Here is an 11,090-nt window from a genome sequence, read left to right as displayed (position 1 = left end):
AAGCCTTCTCCGAGGAATACCTCGCACCGGTGCGGCCCCTGGAGCGGATCCGGCAGCGGGTGGAGGCGTCCGAGGACGACAGCGGGACGACCAGCATGACCGCGACCGTCAAGGTCGACGGGGTCGAGACCGAGATCAGCGGCGTCGGCAATGGTCCGCTGGCCGCGTTCGTCCACGCGCTGGGAGACGTCGGGATCGAGGTAGCCGTCCTGGACTACTCCGAGCACGCGATGAGCGCAGGCGGTGACGCGCAGGCCGCGGCCTACGTCGAAGCTTCCATCGCCGGCAAGACGGTGTGGGGGGTGGGGATCGCATCGTCGATCACCATCGCGTCGCTGCGCGCGGTCGTGTCGGCGGTCAACCGCGCCTCCCGCAACTAGAGGCGCCGACAACGTAAGGAGCAATCACCGTGTGGCACACCTCGTGGGGTTTCATGTGGTCAGCCATTGTCGCCTTCGCGTTCATCGCCTACCTGCTGATCCTGTTCAGCATCATCGCCGACCTGTTCTGGCGGGACCACAGCACCACCGGCTGGGTCAAGGCCGTGTGGGTGTTCTTCCTGGTGCTGTTCCCCTATCTGGCCGCGCTGGTGTACCTGATCGTGCGCGGTGAGGACATGACGATGCGGGCGCGGGAAGCCGCGACGCTGGTCAAGCGGGGCAGCCACGCCTATTTCCGCGAGGTCACCGGCCGATCGCCGGCCCAGGAGATCGCCCACGGCAAGGAACTGCTCGACGACGGCACGATCACCCCGGACGAGTTCGACACCTTGAAAGGCAAGGCGCTGGACTGAAGGCCGTCAGAACAGGGCGAGCTGCGCGTCCAGCGCGGAGGCGTCGGTGAACTGCTCCATGTTCGTGCCGCCGACGACGGCACCGACGCAGTCCATGAAGTGGGCATCGGTCACCATCGGCACCCCCAGTTGCCGGGCCAGATAGCCTTTGCCCTGCTCGGGAGACGTGACGTTGCAGACGACCAAGGAAGTTTCCCGGTCCACAGTGTCGCTGTAGGCGAGCCCGGCCTGCAGGATCCTCTCGACGAGCTCCTCGTGGGTGCGCCCGACCTCGGCGGCCAGCGCCACCCGCATGCCCTGCACCAGCGGCCTGCCCCGCACGAACTGCCCCGGGTTGAGATAGGGGCACGACATCCGCGAGGCGAGCACCTTGAGCGGCCTCAGCTCGTCGTGGGTGACGCGGCCGTTGGGCCACCGCCGCCGGGTGACCGGACGCACCGGCAGCCACACGTCGCGTTCGCGGGCCCGCCGCAGTGCCGACGCCAGCACGCCGGTCAGCACCATGGCGTCGTCGAACGCGTCGTGCGGGCGCTGTTGGGTCACTCCCCAGTGCGCGGCCAGCGTCTCCAGTCGCAGGTTGCCGATCCCGAGGTCCAGCCGGCGGGCCAGCTCGAGGGTGCACATGACGGTCTCGACGGGAAGTTCGGTTCCGGCGAGCTCGGCCTCGGCGGCCAGGAACGCGTAGTCGAACGCGACGTTGTGCGCCACCAGCGTGCGGCCGCGCAGCACCTCGAACAGGCCGCCGGCGATGTCGGCGAACTGCGGCTGATCCTCGAGCATCGCGGCCGTCAGGCCGTGCACGTGGGTGGGGCCCGGGTCCACCCCTGGGTTGAGCAGGCTCACCGCCGACTGCTCCACCCGCCCGTCGGCGTCGAGGCCGAGCGCGGCGAGGCTGATGATGCGCGCCTGGCCCGGACGAAACCCCGAGGTCTCAACGTCGACCACCGCCCAGCCGCTGTCCGGCTCGTTGGCCGGCCGCCCCCAACCCACCCGGTTCATGCACGCCAGGATGGCACGTCGCGCCGACATCGTCCGGTCACTCACCGCCGTGTCGCCGTGAAACCGCTTTTTCACCGCCCTTTAAACTCCCGAGGTGATCACCGCCCGCGCTCGCCTGGCCCTGGCCGCGGGAGCCGGCGCACGCTGGGCGTCGCGGGTGACCGGCCGCGGGGCGGGGGCGATGATCGGCGGCCTGGTCGCGATGACGCTGGACCGTTCGGTGCTGCGCCAGCTGGGCGCGGGCCGGCGCACGGTCGTCGTCACCGGGACGAACGGCAAGTCGACCACGACGCGGATGACGGCGGCGGCGCTGGGCACCGTCGGACCGGTGGCGACCAACGCCGAGGGCGCCAACATGGACGCCGGCCTGGTGGCCGCGCTGGCCGCCGACCGCGACGCCGAACTGGCCGTGCTGGAAGTCGACGAGATGCACGTCCCGCACGTCCTGGATGCGGTGGAGGCCGCCGTCGTCATTCTCCTCAACCTGTCGCGCGACCAGTTGGACCGCGTCGGCGAGATCAACGTCATCGAACGTGCGCTGCGGGCCGGCCTGGCCCGCCACCCCGCGACGGTGGTCGTCGCCAACTGCGACGACGTACTGATGACTTCGGCCGCCTACGACAGCCCCAACGTGGTGTGGGTGGCCGCCGGCGGTGCGTGGGTGAACGACTCGGTCAGCTGCCCGCGCAGCGGCGAGATGATCGTCCGCGAGAAGGGCCACTGGTATTCCACCGGCGCCGACTTCACGCGGCCCAGCCCGCAGTGGTGGTTCGACCCGGAAGAGGGCGGCACCCTCCACGGGCCGGACGGCCTGGCACTGCCGATGCGGCTGGCGCTGCCGGGCGCGGTGAACCGCGGCAACGCCACCCAGGCCGTGGCCGCCGCCGTCACGCTGGGCGCCGATCCCGCGCGGGCGCTGGCGGCGGTGTCGGGCGTCGACGAGGTCGCCGGGCGCTACCGGACCGTGCGTGTCGGCCGCCACGAGGCGCGGCTGCTGCTGGCCAAGAACCCGGCCGGCTGGTCGGAGGCGCTGTCGATGGTGGACAAGCACGCGGCCGGGGTCGTCATCGCGGTCAACGGACAGGTGCCCGACGGGGAGGACCTGTCGTGGCTGTGGGACGTCCGGTTCGAGCACTTCGAGGACACCGCGGTGGTGGCCGCCGGTGAACGCGGCACCGACCTCGCGGTGCGCCTCGGGTACGCCGGCGTCGAGCACACGCTGGTGCACGACACGATGGCTGCCATCGCGTCGTGCCCATCCGGGCGCGTCGAGGTCGTCGCCAACTACACCGCGTTCTTGCAGCTGCAGCGGGCATTGGCGCGCCGTGGCTGATTCGAGTGTGCGGATCGGGCTGGTGCTGCCCGATGTCATGGGCACCTACGGCGACGGCGGCAACGCGGTGGTGCTGCGGCAACGCCTGGTGTTGCGGGGCATCACCGCCGAGATCGTCGAGGTCACGCTGGCCGATCCGGTGCCGGATTCGCTGGATCTGTACACCCTCGGCGGCGCGGAAGACTACGCACAGCGGCTGGCCACCCGGCATCTGCTGCGCCACCCGGGGCTGCAGCGCGCCGCGGAACGGGGCGCGCCGGTGCTGGCGATCTGCGCGGCCGTGCAGGTGCTCGGGCGGTGGTACGAGACGTCGGCCGGTGAGCGGGTCGACGGGGTGGGCCTGCTGGATGCGACCACCTCGCCCCAGTCGGCGCGCACCATCGGTGAGCTGGTGAGCACGCCGCTGCCGGGCGGGTTGACGCAGCCGTTAACCGGCTTCGAGAACCACCGGGGCGGCACCGTGCTGGGTCCCGCGGCGTCGCCGCTGGGCGCGCTGGTCAGGGGCGCCGGCAACCGCCGCGGCGACGGCGTCGACGGCGCGGTGCAGGGCAGTGTCGTCGCGACCTACATGCACGGGCCCTGCCTGGCCCGCAACCCGGAGCTGGCCGACCTGCTGCTGAGCCGGGTGGTGGGCGAGCTGGCACCGCTGGCGCTTCCCGAGGTGGAGTTGCTGCGCCGCGAACGACTGGCGTCGCGCTAGGGTCGCCAGCCTCTGGCGGTCAGGGTGTCGCGCACCCGCTTCACAGTATCGTCGGCCCGGTCCTCGGCGATCACACCCCTGCGTTGAGACCACAACCACGCCGCCGCCATGGCTCGCGATGCTCACACCGGGCACCGACACTTCACCGAGCCTGTAAATCTGCAGCCAAAGCGCGAGTAGGGGCCTGCACAATTACAGGCTCGGCGAACGCGAGCGACCAGGCTCGGCGCACGAACGACGCGTCAGACCATGGAGCGGCGGCCGACGAGCGCGCGGCCCAGGGTGAGCTCGTCAGCGAACTCGAGATCGCCACCCATGGGCAGCCCGGACGCGATCCGGGTGACGGTCAGGCCGGGAATGTCACGCAACATCCGCACCAGGTAGGTGGCCGTCGCTTCCCCCTCGGTGTTGGGGTCGGTCGCGATGATCACCTCGCTGATGTCGACGTCGTCGACGCGTTCACCGATACGGCTCAGCAACTCGCGGATCCGCAGTTGGTCGGGCCCCACCCCGGAGAGCGGATCCAGCGCACCACCCAGGACGTGGTAGCGGCCGCGGAATTCGCGGGTGCGCTCGACGGCCTGGATGTCCTTGGGCTCCTCGACGACGCACACCTGCGAGCCGTCGCGGCGCGGGTCGGCGCAGATTCTGCAGCGCTCGTCGTCGGAGACGTTGCCGCACACCGCGCAGAACGTGACGCCGTCACGGACCCGGGAGAGCACCGCGGTCAGCCGGTCGATGTCGGGCGGTTCCACCGACAACAGGTGAAAGGCGATCCGCTGGGCGCTCTTGGGGCCGATACCCGGCAGCTTGCCCAGCTCGTCGATCAGATCCTGGACGGGTCCCTCGAACATGTCGGTGCGCGGTCTACAGCTCCGGCATCCGGGTCGGCGGGGCCGGAGGCGCGGGCGGGGCACCCGGCGGGGTGCCGCCCATGCCGCCGGCCAGCGCTCCCAGCCGCTCCTGCGCCATCGTGGTGACCTGCCGGGATGCGTCGGCCATGGCGCCGACGATCAAATCCTGCAGGGTCTCGACGTCCGCGGGGTCGACAACCTTGGGGTCGAGCTGCACCCCCACCACCTGCCCGCTGCCTTTGACGACGACCTTGACCAGACCTCCTCCGGCCTGCCCCTGCACCTCGGCATTGGCGAGTTGTTGCTGGGCGTCCAGCAGCTTCTGCTGCATCTGCTGCGCCTGGGCGAGCAGTGCGGACATATCGCCTCCGGGTTGCATGACAATCCCCTCGCATCTCGGTCTCGAGTTGGTCTCGCCTAGAAGTGTCGTGCCATTCGAAACCCCCAGAGTAGACCGCACGAAGTTACCGTGGCGTGGTGGACCTACGAGTGAGCAGGCGTGTCGGGCTCAAAATGGCGGTTGCGGCGCTGGTGGTCGCGGCGGCGACCGTTGTGAGCCCGACCCCGAACGCGACGCCGGTTGCGTGGGGGGCCCCTTCCAACATCACCGGCATGATCGTTTTCATCGATCCCGGCCACAACGGCGCCAACGACGCCTCGATCGGACGCCAGGTGCCGACGGGCCGCGGCGGCACCAAGGACTGCCAGGCCAGTGGGACGACGACCAACACCGGCTATCCCGAGCACACGTTCAACTGGGACACCGCGCTGCGGGTCCGGGCCGAGCTGAACGCGCTGGGGGTACGGACCGCCCTGTCGCGCGGCAACGACAACGCGTTGGGGCCGTGTATCGACGCCCGTGCCAACACCGCCAATTCGTTGCACCCCAACGCGATCCTGAGCATCCACGCCGACGGAGGCCCACCGTCCGGCCGGGGATTTCACGTCAACTACTCGGCCCCGCCACTCAACCCGGTCCAGGCCGGGCCGTCGGTGCAGTATGCGCGGATCATGCGCGACCAGTTACAGGCATCGGGCATCCCGCCCGCCAACTACATCGGCCAGAACGGGCTGTACGGACGCTCGGACCTGGCCGGCCTGAACCTGGCGCAGTACCCGGCGGTCCTCGTCGAGTGCGGCAACATGAAGAACCCCGCGGATTCGGCGCTGATGGAGTCCGCTGAGGGCCGGCAGAAATACGCCGACGCGATGGTGCGCGGCGTCGCGGGCTTCCTCGCCACGCAGGGCCAGGCGCGCTAAGCCTCCAGTTCCTTTTTCAGGTTGGCCAGCACCTCGCCCTGAATCCTCTTCAGCCCCATGGGCGCGAAGGTCTTCTCGAAGAACCCTTTGACGCCGCCGGCGCCGGTCCACGTGGTCTTGACGGTGACGCTGGAGCCGGGACCGGCGGGAGCCACGGTCCAGGTGATGACCATGGACGAGTTCGCGTCCTTCTCGATGACGGTGTGGCCGGCGACGTCGACGTCGACCCGCACCTCGCGTACCCGCGATTTGGTCGCCTGCAGTTTCCACTTGGCGATCGTGCCCGCACCCTGCCCGCCCTGCAGCACCTCGTACTGGCTGTACTGCGGGGGAAGGATTTTCGGACGTAGCCTCTGATAGTCGGCGACCGCGGCAAGGGTGGCCGCGGGCTCGGCATGGACCAAGATCGTGCTGGCTGCGCTTACCTGTCCCACGGCAACGTCCCCTCATGGTCGTGTTCTGCGTGTCCCCGCCCGCACACCGCTGCACGGGCAGTTGCCGAGGACTAGGATAACTGCGGTGCCCATCCATGGATCCGCACTCTCAGCCCACACCGCCGGCGTCGACCGGTTGATGGCCAGTTATCGATCCATCCCGTCCACTTCCGCGGTGCGGCTCGCCAAAACGACCTCAAACCTGTTCCGCGCCCGCACCAAACGGAATGCGCCCGGGCTGGACACCTCCGGGCTGACCGGCGTCCTCGGGGTTGATCCCGAGACCCGCACCGCCGACGTCGCGGGCATGTGCACCTACGAGGACTTGGTCGCTGCCACGTTGCGTTACGGCTTTTCGCCACTGGTGGTCCCGCAATTGAAGACAATCACTCTCGGCGGTGCGGTCAGCGGGCTGGGGATCGAGTCGGCGTCGTTCCGCAACGGGCTGCCCCACGAGTCCGTGCTGGAGATGGATATCCTCACCGGCGGCGGCGAACTGCTCACCACCTCACGCAGCCAGCACCCCGACCTCTTCCGCGCATTTCCCAATTCCTACGGCACCCTTGGCTATGCCACTCGGCTGCGCATCGAACTGGAGCCGGTCTCGCCTTTTGTGGCGCTGCGGCACCTCCGATTCCGCTCGCTGACGGAGCTGGTGGCGACGGCCGAACGCATCGTCGACACCGGCGGGCACGGCGGCGCTCCCGTCGACTACCTCGACGGCGTGGTGTTCGGCCCGCAGGAGAGCTACCTGTGCCTCGGCAGGCGGACCTCGACTCCGGGCCCGGTCAGCGACTACACCGGCAAGGACATCTACTACCGGTCGATCCGGCACGACGCCGCGGGCCCGGACGCCGGCAAGGACGACCGGCTGACCATCCACGACTACTTCTGGCGCTGGGACACCGACTGGTTCTGGTGCTCGCGGGCGTTCGGCGTGCAGGATCCGCGGCTGCGGCGGTGGTGGCCGCGCCGCTACCGCCGCAGCAGCGTCTACTCGAAGCTGGTGGCGGCCGACCGGCGCTTCGCCATCTCGGACCGGATCGACAGGCGTCACGGCCGCCCTGTTCGGGAGCGCGTGGTGCAGGACGTCGAGGTGCCGATCGAACGCGCAGCCGAGTTCCTGGAGTGGTTCCTGCACACGGTGCCGATTACCCCGATCTGGTTGTGCCCGCTGCGATTGCGCGATCACGACGGTTGGCCGCTGTATCCGATGCGCGCGGACCACACCTATGTCAACATCGGGTTCTGGTCCTCGGTGCCGGCCGGGGCCGCTGCAGACGAGGAAAGCCCAGCGGGGGCATCGAACCGGCTGATCGAGGCGAAGGTGAGCGAACTCGACGGGCACAAGTCGCTGTACTCGGACTCCTACTACACCCGCGAAGAGTTCGACGCCCGTTACGGCGGCGAGGCCTACAAGACGGTCAAGAAGACCTACGACCCCGACTCTCGGCTCCTCGACCTCTACGCGAAGGCGGTGCAACAACGATGACAGCAACTCAGGAGATCAAAGAACCCGACGGCACCACCTCGGGCAAACTCAGCATGGCCCAGATTCTGGAGATCTTCGCCGCGACGGGACGGCATCCGCTGAAGTTCACCGCCTACGACGGCAGCACCGCCGGCGACGCCGATGCGGTGCTGGGCCTGGACCTGCGGACACCCCGCGGCGCCACCTACCTGGCCACGGCCCCCGGTGAGCTCGGCCTGGCCCGCGCGTACGTGTCGGGCGACCTGCAATTGTACGGAGTGCACCCCGGCGACCCCTACGAGCTGCTCAAGACGCTGACCGACCGGGTCCAGTTCAAGCGGCCGACGGCGCGGGTGATGGCCAACGTCGTGCGCTCGCTCGGCGTCGAGCACCTGCGGCCGGTGCCGCCTCCGCCGCAGGAGACGCCGCCCCGGTGGCGGCGGGTCGCCGACGGTCTGATGCACAGCAAGACCCGGGACGCCGAGGCCATCCACCACCACTACGACGTCTCCAACACCTTCTACGAGTGGGTGCTCGGTCCGTCGATGACCTACACCTGCGCGGTGTATCCGCACGCCGACGCGACGCTGGAGGAGGCCCAGGAGAACAAGTACCGGCTGATCTTCGACAAGCTGCGGCTGGGACCGGGCGACCGGCTGCTCGACGTCGGTTGCGGGTGGGGCGGCATGGTGCGCTACGCGGCGCGCCGCGGTGTGCGCGCCGTCGGCGCCACCTTGTCGGCCGAGCAGGCGAGGTGGGCGCAGCAGGCCATCGTGGACGCAGGGCTCGACGGGCTGGCCGAGGTGCGCCACGGCGACTACCGCGACGTGAGTGAGACAGGCTTCGACGCCGTCTCCTCGATCGGGCTGACCGAGCACATCGGCGTCCGCAACTACCCGACCTATTTCGGCTTCCTGCGATCCAAGCTGCGCACCGGCGGCCTGCTGCTCAATCACTGCATCACCCGCCGCGACAACGCCTCGACGTCGTTCGCGGGGGGATTCACCGACCGCTACGTCTTCCCGGACGGGGAGCTGACCGGTTCCGGGCGGATCACCACCGAGATCCAGGACGCCGGGTTCGAGGTGCTGCACACGGAGAACTTCCGGCACCACTACGCGATGACCCTGCGGGACTGGTGCCGCAACCTGGTCGGGCGCTGGGACGACGCGGTCGCCGAGGTCGGCCTGCCGACCGCCAAGGTGTGGGGCCTGTACATGGCGGCCTCACGGGTGGCCTTCGAGCAGAACAACCTGCAGCTGCATCACGTGCTGGCGACCAGGCCCTCCGCGTCGGGCGATGACGGCCTGCCGCTGCGGCCCTGGTGGCAGGCCTAGCCGTCATCGATGCGGCGGGCGCCCAACTCGTTCTGCAGCAACTCGAGCGCAACCTCTTCGGGATCGCGGCGCGGCGCAGCCGGCTCGCTGCCGGCATCGGCGAGCATGTGTTCCTCCTCGTCGGCCCGCGGGTCGGGCACCGGGTCAGGCGCGGGCGCTTGCGTCTGGGGGATCACGGCCCCCGGCGACGCCGCCGCGCCGGCCTCGCAGCGCACCCGCCAGTTCACGCCCAGGGCGTCCTTGAGAGCTTCGGCGATGACGTCGGCGTTCCGCTGCTCGGACAGCCGCCTGGCCAGCGGCGCGGATTCGTGGGTCAGCACCAGCGTGTCGCCCTCCACGGCGCGCACCGTTGCGCCCGCCAGCATCACCTCGGTCGTGCGGCTGCGCTGGCGTACCTTGTCGCGCACGGTCGGCCACATGGTCCGCACCGCGGCCGCGTTGGGCTCACCGGCGACCGGAGCCGCCGCTGGAGCGGGAACAGGCTCGGGCTTGGGCTTGGCCTCCGGCGCGGGCTCGGGCTTGGGCTTGGCCTCCGGCGCGGGCTCGGGCTTGGGCTTGGATGTGGACTTGGTCTCCGGCGCGGGCGCCGGAGGGGGCGGGGCATCGGCGGCCGGGATCGACATGTCGAGCCGATTCTCGATGCGCTCGACGCGCTGCAGCAGCGCCGACTCGGCGTCACTGGCCGACGGCAGCAGCAGCCGGGCGCAGACCACTTCGAGCAGCAGCCGCGGCGCCGTCGCGCCCCGCATCTCCCCCAGCCCGGCCTGCACCACCTCGGCGTAGCGAGTCAGCGTCGCCGGCCCGATGCGAACGGCCTGCTCGCGCATCCGGTCCAGCACGTCCTCCGGAGCATCCACCACGCCGCGGCTGACCGCATCCGGAACCGCCTGCATGACGAGCAGGTCGCGGAACCGGTCCAGCAGATCGGTGGCGAACCGGCGCGGGTCGTGGCCCGCGTCGATCACCGACTCCACGGCGCCGAACAACGCAGCGGCGTCGGAAGCGGCCAGGGCGTCGACGGCGTCGTCGATCAGCGCGACATCGGTGGCGCCCAGCAGGCCGAGCGCCCGCTGGTAGGTGACGTGGGAGTTCTCGGCCCCGGCCACCAGCTGGTCCAGCACCGAGAGCGTGTCGCGGGGCGAGCCGCCACCGGCGCGGATCACCAGCGGGTAGACCGCGTCGTCGACGACGACGTCCTCCTGCGAGCAGATCCGCTCGACCAGCGTCCGCATGGTCTTCGGAGGCAGCAGCCGGAACGGGTAGTGGTGGGTGCGCGACCGGATCGTCGGGAGCACTTTCTCCGGTTCTGTGGTGGCGAAGATGAAGATGAGGTGTTCGGGCGGCTCCTCGACGATCTTGAGCAGCGCATTGAACCCCGCGGTGGTCACCATGTGCGCCTCGTCGATGATGAACACCCGGTAGCGCGCCTGCGCCGGCGCGTAGAACGCGCGGTCCCTCAGCTCACGGGTGTCATCCACGCCACCGTGGCTGGCCGCATCGAGCTCGACCACGTCGATGCTGCCGGGCGCGTTGGGCGCCAGCGCCGTGCACGACTCGCACACCCCGCACGGGTTGGCCGTCGGGCCCTGCACACAGTTCAGCGACCGCGCCAGGATGCGCGCCGACGACGTCTTCCCGCACCCGCGCGGCCCGGAGAACAGGTACGCGTGGTTGATCCGGCCGGCTTCCAGGGCGACGGACAGCGGCTCGGTGACATGCTCCTGCCCCACCACCTCGGTGAAGGTTGCCGGCCGGTACTTGCGGTAGAGAGCCACGCTCAGCAGGCTACTTCCGCCCGGTGACGATGCGGACCCGCAGGGTCGGCTGAGGAGGCGGGCAATCGGCGCCGAATCGCTGACCTCGACCCGGCCGGCATCGAGTGTGCATCAGTGGCTTTCGGTGTGAACGT

The 11,090-nt window shown here is 70.0% G+C and carries 12 protein-coding genes; 7 read left to right on the top strand and 5 right to left on the bottom strand.

The genetic code is table 11. The annotated features are described in order from the left end of the window. On the top strand, positions 1-380 hold a 380-nt coding region (locus tag ACOJVU_RS18700; RefSeq protein WP_421531140.1), incomplete at its 5' end, for an alpha-isopropylmalate synthase regulatory domain-containing protein. A 29-nt stretch (positions 381-409) separates the two neighbouring features. Continuing rightward, on the top strand, positions 410-793 hold the full coding sequence (locus tag ACOJVU_RS18695) for a hypothetical protein (protein ID WP_421531139.1): 384 nt from the start codon (positions 410-412) through the stop codon (positions 791-793). A gap of 6 nt (positions 794-799) precedes the next feature. Here ACOJVU_RS18695 and ACOJVU_RS18690 read toward each other — a convergent pair whose 3' ends face one another. Continuing rightward, complete coding sequence (locus ACOJVU_RS18690) at positions 800-1,792, bottom strand: DEDDh family exonuclease (protein WP_421531138.1); 993 nt, start codon at positions 1,790-1,792, stop codon at positions 800-802. Positions 1,793-1,886: 94 nt separating this feature from the next. On the opposite strand from ACOJVU_RS18690, the gene ACOJVU_RS18685 reads away from it, so the two are divergent. After that, positions 1,887-3,125 carry a MurT ligase domain-containing protein gene (locus ACOJVU_RS18685; RefSeq protein ID WP_421531137.1) on the top strand — a complete coding sequence of 413 codons (1,239 nt, stop codon included), beginning with the start codon at positions 1,887-1,889 and terminating at the stop codon, positions 3,123-3,125. After that, the gene (locus tag ACOJVU_RS18680) at positions 3,118-3,825 is read left to right on the top strand and encodes a type 1 glutamine amidotransferase (protein WP_421531136.1); all 708 of its coding nucleotides are present in this window, start codon (positions 3,118-3,120) and stop codon (positions 3,823-3,825) included. The genes ACOJVU_RS18685 and ACOJVU_RS18680 overlap by 8 nt, the downstream gene beginning before the upstream one ends. A gap of 242 nt (positions 3,826-4,067) precedes the next feature. On the opposite strand, the gene recR is transcribed toward ACOJVU_RS18680, so the two are convergent. Both recR and ACOJVU_RS18670 read right to left on the bottom strand, forming a co-directional pair. Further along, entirely contained in the window at positions 4,068-4,679 is a 612-nt protein-coding gene (gene recR, locus ACOJVU_RS18675) for a recombination mediator RecR (RefSeq protein WP_421531135.1), read from the bottom strand. A 13-nt stretch (positions 4,680-4,692) separates the two neighbouring features. Further along, entirely contained in the window at positions 4,693-5,058 is a 366-nt protein-coding gene (locus tag ACOJVU_RS18670; protein WP_421531134.1) for a YbaB/EbfC family nucleoid-associated protein, read from the bottom strand. A gap of 98 nt (positions 5,059-5,156) precedes the next feature. Here ACOJVU_RS18670 and ACOJVU_RS18665 point away from each other — a divergent pair, with 98 nt between their 5' ends. After that, positions 5,157-5,939 (top strand): Rv3717 family N-acetylmuramoyl-L-alanine amidase, encoded by a 783-nt coding sequence (locus ACOJVU_RS18665; protein ID WP_421531133.1) that lies wholly within the window; start codon positions 5,157-5,159, stop codon positions 5,937-5,939. On the opposite strand, the gene ACOJVU_RS18660 is transcribed toward ACOJVU_RS18665, so the two are convergent. Beyond that, positions 5,936-6,373 carry an SRPBCC family protein gene (locus tag ACOJVU_RS18660; RefSeq protein ID WP_421531132.1) on the bottom strand — a complete coding sequence of 146 codons (438 nt, stop codon included), beginning with the start codon at positions 6,371-6,373 and terminating at the stop codon, positions 5,936-5,938. The two genes, ACOJVU_RS18665 and ACOJVU_RS18660, sit on opposite strands and share 4 nt — an antisense overlap. 139 nt (positions 6,374-6,512) lie before the next feature. On the opposite strand from ACOJVU_RS18660, the gene ACOJVU_RS18655 reads away from it, so the two are divergent. Beyond that, positions 6,513-7,865, top strand: coding sequence for an FAD-binding oxidoreductase (locus tag ACOJVU_RS18655; RefSeq protein WP_421531141.1), 1,353 nt, complete (start codon positions 6,513-6,515; stop codon positions 7,863-7,865). Then, positions 7,862-9,181 carry a class I SAM-dependent methyltransferase gene (locus ACOJVU_RS18650; RefSeq protein ID WP_421531131.1) on the top strand — a complete coding sequence of 440 codons (1,320 nt, stop codon included), beginning with the start codon at positions 7,862-7,864 and terminating at the stop codon, positions 9,179-9,181. Before ACOJVU_RS18655 ends, ACOJVU_RS18650 begins: the two co-directional genes overlap by 4 nt. Here ACOJVU_RS18650 and ACOJVU_RS18645 read toward each other — a convergent pair. Beyond that, a complete protein-coding gene (locus ACOJVU_RS18645) occupies positions 9,178-10,956 on the bottom strand; it encodes a DNA polymerase III subunits gamma/tau (protein ID WP_421531130.1) in 1,779 nt (592 codons plus the stop codon). The two genes, ACOJVU_RS18650 and ACOJVU_RS18645, sit on opposite strands and share 4 nt — an antisense overlap. Positions 10,957-11,090: the final 134 nt, after the last annotated feature.

Source organism: Mycobacterium sp. THU-M104, from assembly GCF_049197365.1.
GTDB lineage: Bacteria > Actinomycetota > Actinomycetes > Mycobacteriales > Mycobacteriaceae > Mycobacterium.
The sequence above is the reverse complement of the archived record's forward strand: the minus strand, read 5'-3'. Positions and strand labels throughout refer to the sequence as shown.

What these genes read in the sequence shown, in the direction of transcription:
- recR (WP_421531135.1), bottom strand. Translation starts at nt 4,679, where the DNA reads ATGTTCGAGGGACCCGTCCAGGATCTGATCGACGAGCTGGGCAAGCTG.
- ACOJVU_RS18655 (WP_421531141.1), top strand. Translation starts at nt 6,513, where the DNA reads ATGGCCAGTTATCGATCCATCCCGTCCACTTCCGCGGTGCGGCTCGCC.
- ACOJVU_RS18690 (WP_421531138.1), bottom strand. Translation starts at nt 1,792, where the DNA reads ATGAACCGGGTGGGTTGGGGGCGGCCGGCCAACGAGCCGGACAGCGGC.
- ACOJVU_RS18650 (WP_421531131.1), top strand. Translation starts at nt 7,862, where the DNA reads ATGACAGCAACTCAGGAGATCAAAGAACCCGACGGCACCACCTCGGGC.
- ACOJVU_RS18670 (WP_421531134.1), bottom strand. Translation starts at nt 5,058, where the DNA reads ATGCAACCCGGAGGCGATATGTCCGCACTGCTCGCCCAGGCGCAGCAG.